The 21,198-nt window shown below is 58.2% G+C and carries 21 protein-coding genes; 3 read left to right on the forward strand and 18 right to left on the reverse strand.

The features are described from left to right. Window positions 1–7 precede the first annotated feature (7 nt). Entirely contained in the window at window positions 8–655 is a 648-nt protein-coding gene (gene leuD / locus ABJT94_RS11755) for a 3-isopropylmalate dehydratase small subunit (RefSeq protein ID WP_348475114.1), read from the reverse strand. Then, a complete protein-coding gene (gene leuC / locus ABJT94_RS11760) occupies window positions 652–2,085 on the reverse strand; it encodes a 3-isopropylmalate dehydratase large subunit (protein ID WP_348475112.1) in 1,434 nt (477 codons plus the stop codon). Before leuC ends, leuD begins: the two co-directional genes overlap by 4 nt. A 374-nt stretch (window positions 2,086–2,459) precedes the next feature. Between leuC and ABJT94_RS11765 the strand changes: the two genes are divergently transcribed. Then, a complete protein-coding gene (locus tag ABJT94_RS11765; protein ID WP_348475111.1) occupies window positions 2,460–3,341 on the forward strand; it encodes a LysR family transcriptional regulator in 882 nt (293 codons plus the stop codon). On the opposite strand, the gene rrtA is transcribed toward ABJT94_RS11765, so the two are convergent. Then, window positions 3,303–3,911 (reverse strand): rhombosortase, encoded by a 609-nt coding sequence (rrtA, locus tag ABJT94_RS11770; RefSeq protein ID WP_348475110.1) that lies wholly within the window; start codon window positions 3,909–3,911, stop codon window positions 3,303–3,305. The genes ABJT94_RS11765 and rrtA overlap by 39 nt on opposite strands. A gap of 137 nt (window positions 3,912–4,048) precedes the next feature. Here rrtA and ABJT94_RS11775 point away from each other — a divergent pair, with 137 nt between their 5' ends. Both ABJT94_RS11775 and ABJT94_RS11780 read left to right on the forward strand, forming a co-directional pair. Continuing rightward, the gene (locus tag ABJT94_RS11775; protein WP_348475109.1) at window positions 4,049–4,936 is read left to right on the forward strand and encodes a recombination-associated protein RdgC; all 888 of its coding nucleotides are present in this window, start codon (window positions 4,049–4,051) and stop codon (window positions 4,934–4,936) included. Window positions 4,937–5,270: 334 nt separating this feature from the next. Beyond that, a complete protein-coding gene (locus tag ABJT94_RS11780) occupies window positions 5,271–5,747 on the forward strand; it encodes a hypothetical protein (protein ID WP_348475107.1) in 477 nt (158 codons plus the stop codon). Between the two features lie 173 nt (window positions 5,748–5,920). Here the strand turns inward: ABJT94_RS11780 and ABJT94_RS11785 are convergent, their stop codons facing one another. The 15 genes from ABJT94_RS11785 to ccmA form a co-directional block, all read right to left on the reverse strand. Continuing rightward, the gene (locus ABJT94_RS11785) at window positions 5,921–6,400 is read right to left on the reverse strand and encodes a DUF2489 domain-containing protein (RefSeq protein WP_348475105.1); all 480 of its coding nucleotides are present in this window, start codon (window positions 6,398–6,400) and stop codon (window positions 5,921–5,923) included. Between the two features lie 92 nt (window positions 6,401–6,492). Next, window positions 6,493–6,789 carry a YheU family protein gene (locus ABJT94_RS11790; protein WP_348475104.1) on the reverse strand — a complete coding sequence of 99 codons (297 nt, stop codon included), beginning with the start codon at window positions 6,787–6,789 and terminating at the stop codon, window positions 6,493–6,495. Further along, entirely contained in the window at window positions 6,786–7,223 is a 438-nt protein-coding gene (locus ABJT94_RS11795) for a hypothetical protein (RefSeq protein WP_348475102.1), read from the reverse strand. Before ABJT94_RS11795 ends, ABJT94_RS11790 begins: the two co-directional genes overlap by 4 nt. A gap of 51 nt (window positions 7,224–7,274) precedes the next feature. Continuing rightward, window positions 7,275–9,314, reverse strand: a complete 2,040-nt coding sequence (gene ligA, locus ABJT94_RS11800; RefSeq protein ID WP_348475100.1) for an NAD-dependent DNA ligase LigA — start codon at window positions 9,312–9,314, stop codon at window positions 7,275–7,277. 13 nt (window positions 9,315–9,327) lie between these two features. Continuing rightward, complete coding sequence (zipA, locus tag ABJT94_RS11805) at window positions 9,328–10,512, reverse strand: cell division protein ZipA (protein WP_348475099.1); 1,185 nt, start codon at window positions 10,510–10,512, stop codon at window positions 9,328–9,330. 13 nt (window positions 10,513–10,525) lie between these two features. Then, the gene (gene smc / locus ABJT94_RS11810) at window positions 10,526–14,029 is read right to left on the reverse strand and encodes a chromosome segregation protein SMC (protein ID WP_348475097.1); all 3,504 of its coding nucleotides are present in this window, start codon (window positions 14,027–14,029) and stop codon (window positions 10,526–10,528) included. A 197-nt stretch (window positions 14,030–14,226) separates the two neighbouring features. Then, window positions 14,227–15,441: a c-type cytochrome biogenesis protein CcmI gene (gene ccmI, locus ABJT94_RS11815; RefSeq protein WP_348475096.1), complete on the reverse strand. Its 1,215-nt coding sequence runs from the start codon at window positions 15,439–15,441 to the stop codon at window positions 14,227–14,229. Window positions 15,442–15,446: 5 nt separating this feature from the next. Then, on the reverse strand, window positions 15,447–15,908 hold the full coding sequence (locus ABJT94_RS11820; protein WP_348475095.1) for a cytochrome c-type biogenesis protein: 462 nt from the start codon (window positions 15,906–15,908) through the stop codon (window positions 15,447–15,449). After that, entirely contained in the window at window positions 15,895–16,428 is a 534-nt protein-coding gene (locus ABJT94_RS11825) for a DsbE family thiol:disulfide interchange protein (protein ID WP_348475093.1), read from the reverse strand. The genes ABJT94_RS11820 and ABJT94_RS11825 overlap by 14 nt, the downstream gene beginning before the upstream one ends. After that, a complete protein-coding gene (locus ABJT94_RS11830) occupies window positions 16,425–18,377 on the reverse strand; it encodes a heme lyase CcmF/NrfE family subunit (protein ID WP_348475092.1) in 1,953 nt (650 codons plus the stop codon). Before ABJT94_RS11830 ends, ABJT94_RS11825 begins: the two co-directional genes overlap by 4 nt. A gap of 8 nt (window positions 18,378–18,385) precedes the next feature. Then, window positions 18,386–18,877 carry a cytochrome c maturation protein CcmE gene (ccmE, locus tag ABJT94_RS11835; protein ID WP_348475091.1) on the reverse strand — a complete coding sequence of 164 codons (492 nt, stop codon included), beginning with the start codon at window positions 18,875–18,877 and terminating at the stop codon, window positions 18,386–18,388. Beyond that, window positions 18,874–19,050 carry a heme exporter protein CcmD gene (gene ccmD, locus ABJT94_RS11840; protein ID WP_348475090.1) on the reverse strand — a complete coding sequence of 59 codons (177 nt, stop codon included), beginning with the start codon at window positions 19,048–19,050 and terminating at the stop codon, window positions 18,874–18,876. Before ccmD ends, ccmE begins: the two co-directional genes overlap by 4 nt. Continuing rightward, window positions 19,050–19,751 carry a heme ABC transporter permease gene (locus ABJT94_RS11845; protein ID WP_348475089.1) on the reverse strand — a complete coding sequence of 234 codons (702 nt, stop codon included), beginning with the start codon at window positions 19,749–19,751 and terminating at the stop codon, window positions 19,050–19,052. Before ABJT94_RS11845 ends, ccmD begins: the two co-directional genes overlap by 1 nt. 108 nt (window positions 19,752–19,859) lie before the next feature. After that, on the reverse strand, window positions 19,860–20,537 hold the full coding sequence (gene ccmB, locus ABJT94_RS11850; protein WP_348475088.1) for a heme exporter protein CcmB: 678 nt from the start codon (window positions 20,535–20,537) through the stop codon (window positions 19,860–19,862). Next, window positions 20,534–21,169: a cytochrome c biogenesis heme-transporting ATPase CcmA gene (gene ccmA, locus ABJT94_RS11855; RefSeq protein WP_348475087.1), complete on the reverse strand. Its 636-nt coding sequence runs from the start codon at window positions 21,167–21,169 to the stop codon at window positions 20,534–20,536. The genes ccmB and ccmA overlap by 4 nt, the downstream gene beginning before the upstream one ends. Window positions 21,170–21,198 lie beyond the last annotated feature (29 nt).

Genomic DNA, 21,198 nt, shown 5'->3' on the forward strand with positions numbered 1-21,198 from the left:
CGTTTCCTTAACGAATGTGTCCGAATACCCAGGGGGTTTCCTGCTCGCGGCGGGTTTCATAGGCGCGAATAGCGTCGGCATCCTGCAGCGTCAGGCCGATGTCATCGAGGCCGTTGATCAGGCAGTGCTTGCGAAACGCATTCACCTCAAAGTCAAAGGCATCGCCCTGGGGCGTAACCACCTGCTGGTTTTCAAGGTCGATGGTCAGCTTGTAGCCTTCGGTACTGGCGACCGCGTCAAACAACCGATCGACGATGTCATCGGCAAGCACAATAGGCAGCAAACCGTTCTTGAAGCAGTTGTTGTAGAAGATATCGGCAAAACTCGGCGCAATGATCGCCCGAAACCCATAATCCTCAAGCGCCCAGGGGGCATGCTCACGGCTGGACCCACAGCCAAAGTTCTTCCGGGCCAGCAACACCTGAGCACCGGCATAGCGCGGCTTGTTCAGTTCAAAATCGGGATTCAGCGGGCGCTTGCTGTTATCCATACCCGGCTGACCTTCGTCCAGATAGCGCACTTCATCGAACAGGTTGGGGCCAAAGCCACTGCGCTTGATCGACTTCAAAAACTGCTTGGGTATGATCATGTCGGTATCGACATTACTCCGATCCATGGGGGCTACCAGGCCAGCTACAGTCGTAAATGGTTTCATGCGGCGCCCTCCTGCCAGGTGCGGATATCAACAAAATGCCCTTTGATGGCGGCCGCAGCGGCCATGGCCGGGCTGACCAGATGGGTACGACCACCAAAGCCCTGACGGCCCTCAAAGTTGCGGTTCGACGTCGAGGCGCAATGCTCGCCCTGCCCCAGCTTGTCAGCGTTCATCGCCAGGCACATCGAACAGCCGGGTTCGCGCCACTGGAAACCAGCCGCTCTGAAAATCGCATCCAGCCCTTCCGCTTCTGCCTGTTGCTTCACCAGGCCGGAGCCGGGCACAACCATCGCTTGTTTGACACTGCTGGCAACACTGTGACCTTTCACTACAGCCGCAGCGGCCCTTAGATCTTCAATGCGTGAATTGGTGCAGGAGCCAATAAACACCCGGTCGAGCTGGATTGATTCGATCGGCTGGTCAGCCTGAAGCCCCATGTACTCAAGAGCACGCAAAATACCTTTGCGGCTGTCTTCATCGGCGACATTGTTCGGGTTCGGTACCTTGCCGCTCACACCCGCCACCATTTCCGGTGACGTGCCCCAGGACACCTGTGGCTCAATATCCGCCGCCCGCAATACGACTTCTTTATCAAAGGTCGCATCATCATCGCTGACCAGGGTGCGCCAGTAGTCGGCAGCACGATCCCACATCTCAGCTTTGGGTGCGAAGGGGCGGCCTTTGAAATACTCGATGGTGGTCTCATCGACCGCTACCATGCCGGCACGGGCACCGGCCTCAATCGCCATGTTGCAGACCGTCATCCGACCTTCCATCGAAAGAGACTGCAACGCAGACCCGGCAAACTCGATGGCATAACCGGTACCACCAGCGGTGCCGATCTGGCCGATAATGTACAACACAACGTCTTTGGCGGTAATGCCAGGCGCCAGGTCACCTTCGACCCGAATGCGCATGTTTTTCATCTTGCGCTGAATCAGACACTGGGTTGCCAGCACATGCTCCACTTCCGAGGTGCCAATACCAAACGCCAGCGAGCCCATGGCCCCGTGCGTCGAGGTATGCGAATCGCCACAAACGATGGTCATTCCCGGCAAGGTCGCGCCCTGCTCCGGCCCAACCACATGCACAATGCCCTGATTGATGTCGTTCATGCTGAATTCGCGAACGCCAAAAGCCGTGCAGTTGTCATCAAGCGTGGTCACCTGGATACGCGAAATCTCATCGCGAATACCCGCCACTCCGGCCTGGCGTTCCGCCAGATCGGTAGAGACGTTATGATCCGGTGTCGCCAGGTTGGTATCCAGCCGCCAGGGCTTGCGACCCGCCAGCCGCAAGCCTTCAAAGGCCTGGGGCGAGGTCACTTCATGCAGCAGATGGCGGTCGATGTAGATCAACGCCGTACCATCTTCGCGCTCGGATACTTTATGGGCATCCCATAATTTGTCGTACAAGGTCTTGCCGGCCATGCCGTCCCCTCCTGCGGAAAACCACCTTCGACGCCTCTGTTTACTCTGGTTTCGGAATTCGCTCAGAAGACTAGCACCGGGTACCGGGTGTGTCTCTGTGGGGTAGTCCGCAGCATGGATGCTGCGGCCTAGGCCCGAGACGTCGGACCGCCATTGATGGATTTACGCCGACCCCACAGAGGCATACCCGGTATCCGGTGCGGACCAATGCCAGTGAGGTAAACTTAACCCCGAAACTTGTGCAACCAAAGGCCTCAACGCCTGGTGATTTTTGGTTTTTATCACGGTATTTGTTTGTGCTGCACAGTCTATGTAGACTGATGAATAATACAAATTTATTATTTTTATATTTTCCATAACCAATTGGAATAGATATGGATCACACCAGCCTGGAAGCCTTTCTGGCCGTGGCCGAGACTGGCTCGTTCAGCCGGGCCGCCGAACGCCTGTTTCTGACTCAGCCGGCCATCTCCAAGCGGGTGGCGAATCTTGAGCAATCGCTTGGGGTGCAACTGTTCGACCGGATAGGCCGGGATGTTTATCTAACGGAAAGCGGGCGTCTGCTCGTCGACCGGGCGAGTCGCATACTGGAGGATATTCGGGATGCCCGCCTTGCCGTTAGCCAGGCTGGCAGCGATCAGGTTGGGCAACTGAGCATTGCCAGCAGTCACCATATTGGTCTGCACTACCTGGGACCCCTTTTGCGGTCACTGACCGATCAGTTTCCGGATGCTCATCTGGATGTGCAGTTTCTGGAATCTGAACAGACACTGCAGGCCATTGCCCGGCGCGATCTGGAACTGGCCTTTATTACGCTACCCTCCACCCTTCCGCGTGAGTTGCGCAAGGAAACCCTGTGGACCGATAAACTCGAATTTGTGGTCAGCCCCGATCATCCTCTGACCCAGCGCAAGGGCAAGATACGCCTGAATGAACTGGTGCATTTCAGGGCCATTCTGCCGGATGCCCAGACCACCACCTACCGGCTGATCGAGCAGACGTTCCAGCGGCACCACCTGCCGCTGTCACGCACCCTGGCGGTGAACTATCTGGAAACCATTCGCGCCCTGGTCGCCAGCGGCCTGGGCTGGAGTTTGCTGCCACCACGGCTGATCGATGAAAGCGTCAGGGTATTGCCAGTGGAGCAGTTACAGCTTACGCGCCACCTGGGGGTGATCTGGCATCAGGGGCGTACACTGAGCCGTGGTGCTGAAGCGTTAATGGCGATTGCGCGCAACACGCCAGCCCCAGGCTGAGAGCACCGCCAACAGCCCCGCAATCAGCCCTGCCAGGTGCGACTGCACGGCGATATCACCGCGAATAAAGGCCGATACCCCACTGGCACCGCCTGTGTAAGGCCCGGACAGGTTTTCGGTAACAACTTTGGCTACCAGCACCAGCGCTACCACCAAACGAACCAGCCCGCTGTAATGCGGGCTGCGCCACAGCCCCCAAATCAGCCAGCCATACATCAGGCCGGAAAGCCCGGCGTATTGGGTATAGGGTCCGAATGCCAGCCAGAGACTGCACAGCAACCACACCCATACAAACGCCAGGGTATCCTGACGCTGCCACTGGCCCGGCAGCAACAGTGCCAATAACACCAGTCCACCCTGGTTCACCAGCCAGTGGGAGGGGTTTAGCTGCGCTACCCAGGCCGTCAGCGGACGCCACAGGTCTCCGCTGGCAACGGCAAAGCGATGATACTCCAGCCAGTCGGACACGCCGGCCAGAGAACCCAGCAGACACAGACCGGAAATCGACAGCAGTATTCTGATCGACAGGGAGACTGACCGCGGCCAGTCACGCCCGGGTAAAACGGTCATTTGAGATTCCTATTCAGTGCTTCATCACAGCCTCAGGGTAAACCCTGGGCAGGATGCGGCAAAGTGGTTTTGCTGGCCGGGCGAACCCAGTACACTGCCCCCCTTTCGATTTCGACTGCCGATGGGAAGCTGGTTTAATGTGGTTTAAAAACGCACGTGTGTATCGTTTCACCGACGCCTGGTCTGGTTCTGAAGACCAACTCAACGAAAAACTGGCTCAAACGCCCTTCACGGGCCTGACGGCCCTTCAGGAAAGTGCCTTTGGCTGGGTCGCCCCGTTCAAGGACAGCCAGATGCTGTGCGAGAAAGTCGGCGATCGCCTGTTCATCACCGCTCAGGTTCAGGAAAAAATCCTTCCGGCCAGTGTCTTAAACGAACAGCTGGCGGAAAAAATAGACGCCGTAGAGGAAGCCGAAGGCCGCCGCCCGGGACGCAAGGAAAAAGAGGCTCTCAAAGAGCAACTGCGCGCCGAGCTGCTGCCCCGGGCCTTTCACAAAACCCGCCGCACCAGCGCCTGGATCGACCTGAAGCACCAGTGGCTGGTAATCAATGCGGCCAGCGAAAAAAATGCCGATGATTTCACCGCCCACCTGCGTGACAGTATTGGCTCGTTGCCCGTCATTCCCGTTGGCAAATCCGTCGCAGGCAGTGCCATTCTAACCGAGTGGTTTCAGCAGCCTGAACGCCGCCCGGAAGGCACCGAACTGCTGGAAGACCTCGAACTGGTTATGGCCGAAGACCCGACGATCAAGGCGCGCTACCGCAACCTGGATCTGGAAGCCCCGGAAATTGCCCACTCCCTCGACAGCGGCATGCGCATCCGCCAGATGGGCATCGTGCTGAACGATAACTGCCAGGCGGTCATCGACGACACCTTCACGCTGAAGCGTCTTAAGTTCACCGACACCCTGATCGAGCAAAGCGCCGACTCCGACGACCCCCGCACCGATGCACTGCTGATGTCCGACGGCCTGACCGACTGGCTGGTCAAACTGGCCCCGCAATGGCGTGACACTGGTATCTGATTCGCCTAGTGGTTCGCTCTGGTGCCCTGAGTCAGAAATTCGCAGGGTAGCTTGCTCTATTGCCAACCCTTAGTTGGTAGCCTGTCGGACCATCGCGCGCGCCTACTGGAGGCACGCCGTAAACCCTTCCATGGGGGCTCGGAGACAACATCCCTGTTGTCTAACGGCCTCCAGTAGGCGCACCCGATGGTCCTTGAGTATTGGGCGGTTGATTGATGACGAATTTCCAACTCATGACACCAGAGCTCGTTAAGCTGGGTGCAATCGGTGTAAAGTCGGTCATATATGGATACTATGCTTAAAGATTGACCGTGCAGATTCTCGGGAGGGACTCATGAAGTGGACGCTCGAATGGATTAAACACCCTCGCCTCTGGCTGGTAACCCTGCTGTGCCTGATCAGTGTCGGCGCCCTTGCGGAAAGCCAGATCGAGGTGAAGGAAACCTTCTACCGCTTAACAAAAGCCGACGGTGACACCAATTTTAATCGCGCTGAAATCACCGAAGCCCGCCCTGGCGATCTGCTGGAGCTGGAGGTCGAGGCGGCTAATATTGGCAATCAGACACTCACGGATTTATTGCTGGTGAATACAGTACCAACCGGGGGTGCTCAGTTAATTGAAGGCTCGTTAAAGCTAGACGGTCGCGACGGCGAGTTTCGTCTTTCACGGAATGGCAATACCTTCTTTCCGGCAGGTGTCGAGATGCCCGCCAATGAGATTGGCTATATTCAGTGGCTGATCTACAGTTTGCCTGCTGGTGAACGCGCTGTGCTCAGTTATCGTTTGAGGGTGCCTAGGGCAGGTGAATAACCTGACAATGTGTGCAAGTCGGTAGTATAACTTGGTTAAAAGCTAGCGGCGGGTAGCAGGGATGCTCTTGCGGGGGCGCTGTAAATACTTCCATGTAAGCTTAACGTCGGCGATCCTGCCTCAGATACCCCCGCAAGAGCATCCCTGCTACCCGTTGCGGACGATTGGCAACACTATTGAACCGTCGCCCGGTTGATTTGTTGCAGGCGGGTGAAGCAGTCTTTCAGTGCGGCTTCAAATTCCGACTCTATCTCTTCGCGTCGCTGATCCTGGCGGTGGCGCTCTGCCGGCGTCAGGTCTTTGCGGGCCTGGTGGGTATCGAACCCCTGCACCTGGTCGAATACCTGATCGAGAACCTGATACGACTGACGCTCTGCTTCCGGCAGCTCCAGTGAGTCGAGCAGAATCTTGCAGCGAATGGTCGCCTCGGTCAGGTTCAGGTCTTCTTCGAGCACATTGGTCGAAATGATTTCCAGGCTTTGCAGCACAAACGCCCGGCGCGCCTCGGTCTTCTGATCGTAAGCAGCCTGGGCTTGCTCGCGCAGTTGCTCTTGCTGGCGAACCTGACGCTGCAAACGCCAGGCAATGACGGCCAGTACGGCGATGATAACGATAGCGGCTAGCGCCAGGCTGTAGAGTATCCAGGAATTCATCGGAACGACCTCTGATTCGGTTGGGTGGTGATGAATGAAGGGCTTGGTATTGATACGGCGGATAGGCGATTGCAGGTCAGCTAGAAATTACTTCAGGCATCGCCCGATTGATCCCTGTCATGCTCGTTAGTACCGCTGCCGGTCTGGTCCTCCCAGGCTTCTTTCTGATCGCTGCGGCGCACTTCGTCGCGAGGCAGGATATTCAGGGTTTCTTCGGTCTCGCTCCACAGTATCACCAGATCACCTTTCAAGACGCGGGCCCGGGCCAGCGGAATGGCGTCATCGAGACCCCCCTCGACCAGACCCCAGTCTTCGCCCTGGCGCATCAGCCACTCCCGGACAATGCCATCCAGCGTTTCGGGCGCCAGCGCTTCAGCGGGTATGATCACGGTCGGGCTCGTCCAAACGACACTTCATGCTCCCATTCGCAGTGTACGGACAGATCATCACTCGGGGCATGGTAGGCACCCGGGCTGTCCCACTGAAAGGTATGGTTGCCCGAAAGCTCGGTTTCAAGGTGCACCGTGGCCGAGACCCAGAACATTTTTTTCAGCAACTGTTCAAACTTGGCGATCCAGGCCTCCCAGTGGTATTCCACCGCCTGATAGGACGCCGCAAAGTGGATGACCTGTGTCTGGTAGGTGCCCTGCTCCAGTTCTTCGGTGGGAATCGAAAACATGCTGGTGGTCAGGTAGGGAAAGCTGTCCAGATCAGTCAGGCCAAGAATGGCATCGCAGTTGACCAGCCGGCTGTTCAGCAGGAAGCGTGTATCGTTTGACGGTACATCGCGAATGACGCCGTACACCAGGGTTTCCTGATCCATCTCAGCAACCCTCCCGCGGCAATCTATTTGCATCGGCGGCTAGGCCGGCCGTTATTGCCATAACTGGTGCTCCCTTAAAACCTCTAAAAATTGCGTCTCGTCCATCACCGGCACATCCAGGTCGGTGGCTTTTTTCAGTTTGCTGCCCGCCCCTGGTCCGGCGACCAGTTGGGTGGTTTTTGCCGACACACTGCCGGCTACCTTGGCGCCCAGTCGCTGCAGATAGTCTTTGGCTTCATCGCGACTCAGGGCTTCGAGTTTGCCGGTGACGACCCAGGTCTGCCCCGTCAGCGGCATAGAGCCGGAAGCTGGCGCCGGATCAGGCCAGGTTATCCCCAGGCTGACCAGTCGCTCGATTTCCAGCCGGTTGTTGGGCTCTTCAAAGAAATGTCTCACATGGGCGGCGACTTTGGGGCCGACATCATCGACCTCAAGCAATGCTTCTTCCGTGGCATTCCAGAGTTTTTCGAGGCCACCAAAATGCTGGGCCAGGTTGGCTGCCGTGGTTACCCCAACTTCGCGGATTCCCAGCGCATAGAGAAACCGCGGCAAGGTGGTTTGTTTGGCAGACTCAATCGCCGCGATCACATTACTGGCCGATTTTTCACCCATGCGATCGAGTTCGATCAGCTGATCGGCGGTCAGCTCAAAGATATCACCCGGGGTATGCAGCAGCCCTTTTTCCAGCAAGGCGTCGATCAGCTTCTCACCCAGGCCTTCTATATCGAGCGCCCGGCGCGACACAAAATGCTTGAGCGCTTCGCGGCGCTGAGCATCGCAGTGAATGCCGCCAGTGCAGCGAGACACCGCTTCGCCTTCCACCCGTTCTACGGCCGAGCCACACACCGGGCAGGCCGCTGGCAAGGTAACTGGCCGGGCATCTGCCGGGCGCTGATCTTCCACAACCCGCACCACCTGTGGAATCACATCACCGGCGCGGCGCACGATGACGGTATCGCCAATGTGAACACCGATGCGCTCGATTTCATCCATATTGTGCAGTGTGGCGTTGCTGACCGTCACTCCACCGACAAACACCGGCTCCAGTCGGGCAACCGGGGTCAGGGCTCCGGTGCGGCCGACCTGAAATTCCACATCCAGCAAGCGGGTCAGCTCTTCCTGAGCGGGAAACTTACGGGCAATAGCCCAGCGTGGCGCCCGTGAAACAAAACCGAGACGCTGCTGCAACTGAAAGCTGTTGATCTTGTAGACGATGCCGTCGATTTCGTACGGCAACTGATCACGACGGTCGAGCAATTGCTGATAGTAAGCCAGCATTTCCTCAAGACCAGTCACTACGCGGCTTTCCGGGTTGATCTTCAACCCCCAGCCTGCCAACGCATTCAGCGTATCGTAATGAGTAACGGGCAATTGGCCGCCGTCGATCCGACCGACCGAATAGCAGCACATTTCCAGCGGCCGTTTGGCGGTGAGCTGAGGATCGAGCTGACGCAAGCTGCCGGATGCGGCATTGCGCGGGTTGACGAATACCTTCTCGCCCTGCGCCAGTGCCTGAGCGTTCATGCGCTCGAAGCCATCGCGCGGAAGGTAGATTTCGCCGCGCACTTCCAGCACAGCTGGCCAGTCATCGCCGCGCAGAGTCAAAGGAATGCTGCGAATGGTGCGAACGTTGGCGGTAATGTCTTCGCCGGTGGCACCGTCGCCGCGAGTGGCGCCACGCACCAGACGGCCGTTTTCATACAACAGGCTGACGGCGATGCCATCTAGCTTGGGTTCACAGGCCAGTTCCAGCGGCTCGGTGGTGTTCATCCGGTCTTGCAACCGCTTGTAGAAGGCTGCCATGTCGTCATCGCTGAATGCATTGTCGAGAGACAACATCGGCACTTCGTGTTGCACCTGGGTAAAGCCTGCCTGGGGCTGACCACCGACACGCTGTGTCGGGGAATCGTCCCGCACCCAGTCTGGGTGCTCGTGCTCAAGGGCAATCAGTGCCTGCATTAGCCGGTCGTATTCAGCATCCGGCACACTGGACTCGTTAAGCACGTAGTACTCGTAATCAAGCTGACGAATGCGCTCCACCAACTGGTCCAGTTCGGTGCGGCTGTGATGGGTCGTGTTCGGTTCGGTCATGCCGTTGGTCTGATCATTCGTGGGCCTGAATCAGTTGCGAGCGGGCAAAGTTGCGCAGCCGCTCGCGGTAATGTTCGACCCGTTGCGGCGTGACGGTGCTGTGCTCTTCATCGAGCAGGTCCGCATCCAGGTTTTTGCTCAGATACACCGCCATTTCGTACATGTGATCGAAAGACGTCATCATGTCGGCACGCAACGGCAACTGCATGAAAATAGTCACGCCGGGCGTTGTCATTTGGTCCATCGCGTCCGGATTCAGCGTACCCGGCTGGACGCAGTTGGCCAGGCTGAATTCCATCTGACCCTGGGGGTTGCGATAGTGGAATATATCCAGCGGGCCGAAACGCAATCCAGCTCGCAGCAGAAGCTCCAGCAAGTCACCGCCAGCTATCTCGCCCTTGTCGCGGGCCATCACATGCATGATCACCAGTTCCTCGACCGGGCGCGTGTCTTCCTTGTATTCGGGATCCGGCTGCGGCTTATCCGCCGCTCGCGAGTCGGTGGTTATTTCTGGCTCTGGCTCCGGCTCCGGTTCTGAATGAGACAGATTGGTTTCGGGGGCGTCCGGCTCGTCAGACTCGTAATCAACAATCGGGTCATCAGCTTCGTAGTTGGGCGAGTCGACGACATCGGGCTCATTGGACGGTGCCGCGTCGTCAGTGTCCGCCTCTGCTGCAGCGTTGACCTGTGCATCTTCATCTACAGCGCTGAAATGCCAGTCTGAATCCCAGTGCTCTGTGTCGTTGTCTTTTGCGGAAATCGACGGTTGCGAATCTGAGCCCTGTGGCGCTGACGCCGCTGCTTTCTTTGGGTCAACCAAAGGCTCTTGCGGGTCGGGCTCCCGGTCGAAGTCGAGGGCCTGCTGCTCTACCCGGCCATCGGCGGGCGCTTGTGTTTCCCGGTCGGTCTCGGGCTCGGCATCTACCGAATCCATCAACATGGGTACCCGCTCGCGCAAGTTCAGCCTGGAGGAAATGACTTCACGCTCCTCTTCGGTCATGTCGCGCACGCGCGCACCACCGTTTGGCAGCTCGCGCGCCAGTTCCGCTTTTTTCTTTTCTTCTTCCGGGTCGGGCCCCAAATCGGTTACCGAGCGGCGGGGCTTGGGCTTACGCAGCTTCATGCGGCGCACCCCGTCCCAGACGATCACGGCAATCAGCACGATGCCCAGTATGATCAGTACGTCACGCAATTCCATTCGCTGGTCCCCGTTACATGGCTGCCAGTTCGGCAGCCTCCTCAACATTCACAGACACCAGGCGTGACACGCCCGGCTCATTCATGGTCACACCCATCAACTGGTGCGCCATTTCCATCGCAATCTTATTGTGGGTGATGTAGATAAACTGTACGTGTTCGGCCATAGCCTCCACCAATTTTGCATAGCGTCCGACGTTGGCATCATCCAACGGCGCGTCCACTTCATCCAGCATACAGAACGGCGCCGGATTCAGCCGGAAAATACTGAACACCAGGGCAATGGCAGTCAGTGCCTTCTCGCCCCCGGACAACAAGTGAATGGTGCTGTTTCGCTTGCCCGGCGGCCGGGCCATAATGGCCACTCCAGTGTCGAGCAAGTCATCGCCGGTCAGTTCCAGATAAGCATGGCCACCACCGAAGACCTTGGGAAACAGCTCCTGCAACCCCTGGTTCACCCGATCGAAGGTTTCCTTGAAGCGGGTGCGGGTTTCACGATCGATCTTACGAATGGCATTCTCCAGTGTCTCCAGCGCTCGCTGCAAGTCCTGATCCTGCTCATCGAGGTAACGTTTACGCTCACTTTGCGTCTGGTACTCTTCAATGGCCGCCAGGTTGATTGGCCCCAGCCGCTGAATTTTCGCCGCCAGCCGTTCAAGCCCCTCTTCCCATTCTGTCTCGTTGGCGTTCTCGGGCAGGTTGGCGATGACGGTATCCAGGTCGAACTGCTGCTCGGCCAATTGTTCGGCCAGCGTCGCGCGCCGGGTAATCTGGGTCTGGGCTGCCATCTTGTGCTGTTCAAGTTCGGTGCGCACCGACATCGCCTGCTGGTCAGCCACCACACGCTGCTGCTCCAGTGAGCGCATTTCGGCATCTGAGCTTTCCATGGCGGTGCGCTTTTCTTGCAGCGACTCTTCCAGTTCCAGTCGCGCTTCGAGTTTGATCTCGAGCGTCTCGCGCAGGTCGTCCAACGGGTCCTGGCGGTCGTCCATCTGTGCTTTCAGGCGCTCCAGACGCTCCTGTGCGCGCTCTTTTTGCTGGGCTGCGCGCTCCAGCGCGCCATTCAGCGAATTCACCTCGGTCTGCAGCGTCTGCTGCTTTAATTGCAACTGATGCTGGGCATCGCGGGCCTGGCGCACAGCATCGCGCTTTTCATCAAGGGTGATGCGATGCTCTTCGCGCTCGGCCATCAGGGCTTCGCGTTCGTCGACATCTTCTTCCATTGAATCGAGTGACTGCTGCAGTTCTTCGCGGTCCATGGCCAGGGTTTCGCGCTCGGCGGCCATTTGCGTTTCGACTTCCTGAATATCTTCGTTCAGGCGGGCGCGGCGCTCGCGCATCTGCTCGGCCTGCACCCGGCGGCCACTGAGTTCCGATTTGGCTTCGGCTAACTGACGCGACAACTGCTGGTTGTCGCGCTGCACCTGCTCCCGCTCTTCCTCGATGGCCTTCTGCTGCATCAGTGCCATATTCAGGCTGACCTCGAGGTCTTCCTCTACCGCCTCGAGTTCGTCGAGTTCATCGACCAGGGTTTCCAGTTCCTGCTGCTGGCTGAGCAGGCCGTCGGAGCCGCCCTCCCCGCGCCGGATACGCAGCCAGTTATGGCTGATCCAGACGCCATCCGGGGTAATCAGGCTTTCGTGCGGGGCCAGGCTGTCTCTGCGCGCGAGTGCCTCGTCGAGGCTGGTAGCGGTATAAACCGAGGCAAGCCAGGGCGAGAGATCACGATCACACTGTACCTTACGCAGCAATGACTGACTGGCGTCGCCCACATCACGGGCGCGCTCGGTCGACAGCAGTGTCAGGGTCCCGTCCTGAAAGCGGCTGATGGCGCCGCTCACCGAATCGAGTGAATCGATGGCGATGGCCTGCAACCGATCGCCCAATACAGCCTCGACCGCCGCTTCCCAGCCAGGCTCGACGCTCAATTCCTGCGCCAGACGCCGCGCTTCGCGCAACTGATGACTCGCCAGCCAATCGCGCACACCCTGAGCTTCATCGCCCATGGCGGCCTTGATCAGTGCCTGCAAGGTCGCCTGACGACCCTGCTTCTGCTGCAGTTGTTGGCGCACGCTGTCGTGTTCGCGCCGCTTGGCTTCGGCCTGCTCTCGGCTGCGCTGTTGCTGTTCGGCCAGTTCATCCATGCGCGTCTGGAATTGCTCGGCGCGCATCTCCAGTTCATCGGTCTGGTCAATCAGGGCTTCGAGGTTCTCCGCGTCCGGATCAGCCGCCAGTTGATCCCGCTCACGGTAGAGGGTTTCCTGTCGGCGGTGCAATTGTTCGATCACACGCTCCAGGTGCTGAATGCGCGACTGGGCAACCTCGGCCTGGCGTTTCGGGCCCTGAGCATTCTGGTTGAACTGGTCCCAGCGGCTTTGCCAGTCCTGCTGGCGCTGTTCCAGATCCGCCAGTTCATCGGCGGCCAGCATCACCTGTTCTTCGGCAGCCTCAAGCTCAGGGGCCAGCATTTCCAGTGTTTCACGGGCCTCTTCCACCCGGTCGCTGTCGGACTGGCTGGCCTGGGTGGCTTCCTGCAGTGTGCGCTCGGCGTCCTGAATATCCTGAACCAGCTGGTGGCTCTGCTCCTGACGGTGCTGCATGGTCTGTTCAAAGCGCGCGATTTCGTTGCCGAGCTGGTAGTACTGCGCCTGGACGTCGTTGAACGCTTCGGTGGCGGTATGGTGCGCTTCGCGCAAGGCTTCAATATCGGCATCGATGCGGCGTTGCTCGGTCACGAAGCTTTCGTAGCGAGTTTCGAATTCGGCAATGCGCATGTCTTGCTCGGCCACTTCGCGGTCGAGCCCCTGCCAGCGCAAGGCGGCCAGTTGCGCCCGGGTGGTGCGTTCTTCCTGCTTGAATTCCTTGTATTTCTCGGCGGACTGCGCCTGGCGATGCAGGTGCTGCAGCTGTCGTTCCAACTCTTCACGGATGTCGGTCAGGCGTTCGAGGTTTTCCCGGGTGCGGCGCATCCGATTTTCGGTTTCGCGGCGGCGTTCCTTGTAACGGGAAATGCCAGCCGCTTCTTCGATGGTGTTGCGCAGGTCTTCCGGTTTGGCTTCGATCAGCCGGGAAATCATGCCCTGTTCGATAATCGCATAGCTGCGCGCGCCCAGGCCGGTGCCCAGGAACAGATCGGTAACGTCTTTGCGGCGGCACTTGGTGCCGTTGAGAAAATAGGTGGACTGGCCATCCCGGGTGACCCGGCGGCGAATCGCAATTTCGTTGAAGGCGGCGTACTCGCCTTTCAGAGAGTGATCAGAATTATCAAACACCAGTTCGACCGAGCACTGGCCGACCGGCTTGCGGGCGTTACTGCCGTTGAAGATCACATCGGTCATCGACTCGCCACGCAGGTGCTTGGCGGACGACTCCCCCATCACCCAGCGTACCGCATCGATGGTGTTGGATTTACCACAGCCGTTCGGGCCAACAATGGCCGACAAATTGGTCGGGAACGGAATGGTGGTCGGGTCGACAAAGGATTTAAACCCGGCCATTTTAATGCTTTTCAATCGCATAGGGCGATGTCAGTCCAGGGCTGGCGGGCCCGGCATCATGCCAGGCCCCACGATCGAATCAATGCGTTCGATTCTAGCGTCAATCGCGGCCGGTTGAAACCGTCTCCCGGCGTCGATTTTTAGTGCCAGATCAAGGACTTAGATTTCCCGCAAAAATGTGACTCCGGTCAACCCGCATCCAGACAACAGACCCGTCATCAGGGTTGGCGTACCTCCAGGTCGACCTGGAAGCTGTTCTGTTCGCTGAGGTCGAGTGTTACGTCCTCGGCCACCCAGTCGCCGGGTGCGGGTTCTGCAACCCCCTCAAAGGACACCCGGGCCGTAATGACTATCTCGCCCTGCCCACTGAGACCACCCATACCACCCATGGCGTCAGCATCGGTCAGTACAACTCTCATCTGGCGAGCAGAAACCGGCACTCGCCTCACGGCCAGGGGCATGCGCGCATCAACCGGTCGTGCATACACAAACAGCACGGCCGTCTCCGGCAACCCTTCCCAGGCCGTTGGCAGTGCCAGTCTTACGTCGATACTGGGGCCGACATCGGCTTCATAGTCGATTCCCTGCTCAGCCAGGGCTGCTTCTGACCGGCTGATGAATTCATCGATCAATTGGGTATCGGCCTCCTCGCCTGCCAGGCGCTTCAGTCGGGTCCAGTAATCGATGGACGACCGGTACGACGCCAGCTCGAATGTCAGGCGTCCGGCAAAGCCGAGCGCCAGTGTATTTTGGGCATTGTATTCGAGCGCTTCCTGAAACCGTTCCAGTGCCGGTTCGGCTTGCTCCTGAGCCCAGAGCGTCTGGCCGAGGTAGGCCAAAATCATCGACTCGTCTTCGGCATTGCGGGGGCCTTCACGCAACAGCGTCAACACCCGCTCCAGAGTAGGTTGCGCCCGGCTGAACTGCCCCAGCTCCATTTGCATGTTGGCCAGACGAAACCAGCCTTCCATGTCGTCCGGATGCTCTTGCAGCAAGGCTTCATAGCCGTCCAGTGTTTCCTTAAGCTGGGCTTCCGTCGGGTTCGGGGCTGTCGCCAGGTCGATGAAGTTCTGGCGAACCTCTACCGCATCTGCTGCGCCCCACACACCATAGAGCCACCAGGCAGAGGCCGATATGACAACACCAACGCCAACCACCACAGCCAGAGGCACTGCCCGGCCGGGGTCGGTATCGCTGGCTTTGCGGGTATCCTCCAGCAAGGCCCGTTCGGTCTCTGCCCTGAACTGCTGATAATCGGTGTCTTCCAGCTCACCGCGTTGATGTTCCTCGTCAAGGGCCTGCAACCGGTCCTTGTGAATGCGGATAGACTCGGCCACCGAGTCCTGCTCGTTGGCATTGCCGCGCCGCAGCGCCAGCGTCGCCACGAACAGCAGTGCTACCAGCAGAAGTGCGCCAAATACAATAATGGCCATAGGGGTTAAGAATCCTTATCCAGCAGGGTCTGAAGACGCGATCGGTCATCGTCACTGAGTTCGTCCGGCGGCTCGGTTCCCGAGCGTCGCGCCAGCCAGGTCACCAAAAGGGCGCCCAGCACCAGGGCCAGCACCGGACCCAGCCAGAGCCAGACCGTGCCCCAGTTAAGACGAGGCTGGTAAATCACGAATTCGGTGTAACGGTCGATCATGTAATTGACCACCTGATCGTCGCTATAGCCCAGGTGTAACAGCTCGTAGGTCTTGTTACGCATGTCTTCCGCAATGGAAGAGTTGGAACCGGCGATGTTCTGGTTTTCACATTTGGGACACCGCAATTGCTGAGTGAGATCGAGGTATCGCTCCCGCAAGGTGTCGTTGTCGAATATCAGGGTTTCCTGCTCGGCCACGGCAAACAGCGAAATCAGCAGTAAACCTGCCGCGATCAGTCGGTTACTCCATCGCATCGTATACAGCCTTTAACTTGTTTTCCCACAGGGCAGAATCAATCGGCCCCTGAAAGCGGTGGCGAATAATGCCGGAAGAATCCACAAAGAAGGTTTCAGGCGCGCCGGTGACACCCAGCTCAAAGCCCAGGTCGCCATTGGGGTCGAACACGTCTATGTCGTAGGGGTTCGCGTAATCACGCAGCCAGGTAACCGCCAGTTCCCGGTCATCCTTGTAATTGACACCAATGATGCGCACCCCTTCGCTGGCCAGGCTGTTCAGGTAGGGGTGTTCAAACTTGCACGAAGGGCACCAGGTTGCCCAGAAATTCATCAGGTAAGGCTCGCCGTCAAGGCTCTCTTCGGTCAGGGTTCGCTGGCTGTCGTTCACATCGGTCAGCCGAAAGGCAGGCATTTCCCGCCCTTCCAGCGCTGAATCCATCTCCTGCGGGTTAACCCCGCTCAACAGTGCAAAGGCGAACAGCGCCATCATGGCGGCAATGGCCACCAACGGCATAAAAAAAACCAGTCGTTTGCTCATAACGTTACCCCCGATTTTCTGCGGTAACGCCGGTCAAGCACCGCGACCACGCCACCGAGCGCCATGAAGATGGCCCCAAGCCAGATCCAGCGGACAAAAGGTTTTACCTGCAACCGTAACGACCAGACCTGACGGCTGTCGTCTAATGGCTCAGCCAGGGAAGCATACAGATCCCGGAACAGACCGGCATCAATACCCGCTTCCGTCATGGTGCTGGACTGTACCGTATAAAACCGCTTCTCTGGGGTCAGAGTTGCCACCTGCCGGTCATTGCGGAAGACATTCAGAATGCCTTCATCACCTCGGAAATTCGATGCACCAACCGCCTGGGTTCCCTCAAACTGGAACTCATAGTTACCCATGGTAACCCGGTCATCAGGCCCCATCCGATAATCGCGGGTCACCTCATAATTTGAGACCAACACCACGCCAATGACCGAAAACACCAGTCCAAGGTGTGCCAGCCACATACCCCAGAAGCCGCCGCCGGCGCGCGCAAGTGCTCGCCAGGGATTGCTGGCATTGCGCGTGCGATCAAGCAGCAAACGCACCAGGCCGGCCAGCAACCAGAATGCCAGAGCCAGGCCGAGCCAGACTTGCCAGTGAAAGCGGCCTGAAATCAGCAACGGCAATACCAGGCCCGCCACAATGGCTACCGGAATGCCGACTTTCAGCAAGGTGGTCAGGTTGTCTGCCGGGTGTCGCTTCCAGCGCAGCAGTTGCCCTACCGCGACCAGTGAGAGCAGGAACACCATAAAGAAATTGAACATGGCGTTGAAATAGGGAGCCCCAACCGAAATCTTGCGCAGATTAAGCGCATCGAATACCAGCGGGAACAGTGTCCCCAGCAGTACCATGAAGGTGATGACCACCAGAATGATGTTGTTGAATTGCAAGAAGGTTTCCCGCGACAACAACTGGTATTCCCCGGCCACGCGTATTTGCGAGGCGCGTAATGCATAAAGCAGCAGAGAACCGCCAACGGTCACCAGCAGGATTGCCAGAATAAAGACACCGCGCTCAGGGTCAGTGGCGAACGAATGCACACTGGTCAGCACGCCACTGCGCACCAGAAAGGTACCGAGAAGGCTAAACGAGAACGCCATGATCGCAAGCAGCAGCGTCCAGGATTTAAACAGGTTGCGCTTTTCCGTCACCGCCTGGGAGTGGATCAGCGCTGTGCCGACCAGCCAGGGCATGAAGGACGCGTTTTCCACAGGGTCCCAGAACCACCAGCCGCCCCAGCCCAGTTCGTAATAGGCCCACCAGCTGCCGAGTGCTATGCCTATTGTCAAAAAGGCCCAGGCCACATTGGTCCAGGGGCGCGACCAACGCACCCAACTGGCATCAAACCGACCGGTAATCAGAGCGGCAATGGCGAAGGCGAAGGCCACCGAGAAACCCACATAGCCCATGTAGAGTGTCGGTGGGTGCAAAATCAGCCCGATATCCTGTAACAAGGGGTTCAAATCGGCACCGTCGCCCGGGGGGATTGGCAACAGGCGATCGAAGGGGTTGGAGGTTTCCAGCAAAAACAGCAGAAAGGCGACGGCAATAATACCCATAACGCCCAGCACAGCGCTTTTCAGCTCCAGCGACAAACTGCGGGCAAACAGACTGACCGCGACGGCCCAGCCTGCCAACATGAGAATCCACAACAGCATGGAGCCTTCGTGGTTGCCCCAGGTTGCCGATATCTTGTAAAACCAGGGCAGTCGGGTGTTGGAGTTTTCCGTAACAATGCGCACGGAGAAGTCATCGTTAACAAAGCTGGCCACCAGCAGACCAAACCCAATACACAGAAACACGAAGAGCCCCCAGGTCCAGGCGGGCGCGGTACGCTGAAAGCCCGGATGACCGGCGATCACACCATACAGCGGCATAGTGGCCAGACCGATGGCCATCAGAAACGCGAGGATCAGGGCAAACTGTCCAAATTCCGGTAACATAAAACTCCTCAGTAACCGTAGCTGCTGGTGGGGGTGCTGTTGCCTTCGGCATTGCTGCCAGTTGCATTGGACGCCTGTTCGGCCCGTTCCAGTGCATCGGTAATTTCTACCGGCATGTAGGTTTCATCGTGTTTGGCCAGCACTTCACTGGCCACCACAATGCCATCGCTGTTCAACTGACCAATGGCAACTACGCCATCACCCTCGCGGAACAGATCCGGCAGAATGCCGTCGTATTCGACGGTAACGTCGGCGGCAAAATCGGTGACCACAAACTGTACTTTAAGCGTCTCGCCCTCACGCCTGACGGACCCTTCACGCACCATCCCACCCGCGCGAATCTGACGATCCAGTGGCGCTTCGCCTCGGGCAATGTCCGACGGAGAATAGAAGAAGTTCATGTTTTGCCCCAGAGCAAACAACACCAGCAATACAGTGACCGCGACACCGCCAGTCCCGAGTAAAATCAGCATCAGTCGTTGTTTACGTTTTGGATTCATCGTTGCTCCCGCCGCACCCGGCGTTTGTGATCAGAAATCAGTCGTTGGCGGTGCAAACGCGGCGCAATAACGTTAAAGGCAATAACCGCGGCACCGACCGCATAGGCAGACCAGACATACACCCCATGGTCACCCATGGCCAGAAAGGCCGAAAAAGAATCAAAAGCGCCCATTACTGCCCCTCTGCAAAACGGTTCAGCTCGTCTTCAACCCAGCGCGATTTGCGCTCGCGCTGCAGAATCTCGAGCCGGGTACGCATCAGTACCCAGGCCATGCTGGCCAGGTAAAACCCGACAATGGCCATTAAAAACGGGATCAGCATGCTCGGGTGCATGGGCGGCGCTTCGGTAAATTTCAGGGTGGCTGGCTGATGCAGGGTGTTCCACCATTCGACTGAAAATTTGATGATCGGTAAATTCACAACCCCCACCAGCGCCAGTATGGCCGCTGCCCGGTCGCCGCTTTCAGGGCGCTCCATGGCATTGTGCAGGGCCCACAACCCAAAATAGAGCAGCAACAGAACCAGCATCGAGGTCAGCCGGGCATCCCATTCCCACCAGGTACCCCAGGTGGGTTTGCCCCAGATAGCGCCGGTTACCAGAGCCAAAAATGCCATGCTGGCGCCCACAGGTATGCACTGTTTGGCGACAAAAAAAGCCAGTTTCATTTTCCAGACCAGGCCAACCAGGCCCAGCACAGCGATGGCGGCGTAAATGGCTTGAGACAAAAACGCCGAGGGAACATGAATGAAGATGATGCGATAGCTGTTGCCCTGCAACCGTTCAACGGGCGCGAACATCAACCCCCAAACCAGCGCTGAGGCGATGATCACCGCCGCTGCCCAGCCGAGCCAAAAGCTCCAGGGCTGGCTCATGGTGTAAAACCATTTCGGCGATGACCATTTGTGAAACCACCGGACAAAGGCTTGCCACATGCTAGAGGTACTCCCACCACCCGGTCCTGCCGGGCAGCCTGTTCGAATTCAATCGCCCACCGCAATGCGGAGGGCAGCAACGGTCAACAGTGGCGACAATGCCAGCGACCCGGTGGTCATCGCCGCCAGCATGGCCAAGTGCGCCTCCCAGGGCAAACCGGCCACCTGCGCCTGCACAGCACCGGTTCCGAAGATAATAACCGGTACAAACAAGGGCATAATGAGCAGGGTCAATAACAACCCGCCCTTTTGCAAACCCACGGTCAGAGCGGCACCTATACTGCCAATCAGACTCAGGCTCAGAGTGCCCAGTGCGAGCGTCAGCATCAGCAGCGGCAAGGCGCTGCCAGGCAGGCCCAGCATGATCGATAACAGCGGTGCCATTACCGTCAGCGGCAACCCGGTCACCAGCCAGTGCACCCAGACTTTACAGAGCACCAGCGAGGTCGGTGGCAATGAGGCCAGCAGCATCTGTTCCAGCGAGCCGTCTTCGTAGTCACTGCGAAACAGCAGATCGAGTGACAGCAAATTCGCCAGCAAAGCGCCCACCCAAAGCACGCCCGGGGCCATATCCGCCAGCTTGGTCATGTCGGGTGTTACGCCCAGCGGGAACAACACCACGACGATCAGGAAAAACAGCAGAGGATTGGCGAGGTCTGAACGACGCCGATACGCAAGCTGCATTTCCCGCTGGAACACAGATCTCAGCAGGGGCATGAACGTCATAACGCGGCCCCCAGTTCCAGTGTTCGCACTGTTTCGCTATCCAGCCCGTGGTGGCTGGTCATAATCACGCTTCCACCAGCCCGGGCATAGTCGATGATTCGGGCTTTAAGGCGATCAACGGCCTCGATATCCAGGGCGGTGAGCGGTTCGTCCAACACCCAGGCGCGCACCCGATCCGGTTCCAGCGGCAGATAAAGCCTGGCCAATGCGACCCGACGCTGTTGCCCTGCCGACAGTTGGTGACTGGGCACGTCTTCAAAGCCACGCAAACCGACGGTTTCCAGTGCGTCCCAAACCACTGACTCTGGCACCTGAATCCCGTGCAATGCCAGCGCATAGGCCATATTTTCGAGCGGCGATTGTAACAACGTCACTGCTGGCCTATGGGCGATATACCAAATCTTTTCACAGGGTTCGACGGTGCGTTCGGGAGAATCCGGAAACCAGGTAACGTCCCCGTCAACCACGGAGCTAATGCCCACCAGTCGACGCAACAGGGTCGTCTTGCCGGACCCGTTAGGGCCCGTCAGATGCAGGATCTCACCGCTTGCTACATCAAACGACAATTCCCTGAAAAGATGCCGGTCATCACGCTCGCAATCCAGTCCCACTGCGGACAACACTCGGGCCATGGTCTGTCTCTGAAAAAAGGTCGCGGGAT

Origin of the sequence: Saccharospirillum sp. (assembly GCF_039982735.1) — a bacterium.
Lineage (GTDB): Bacteria > Pseudomonadota > Gammaproteobacteria > Pseudomonadales > Natronospirillaceae > Saccharospirillum.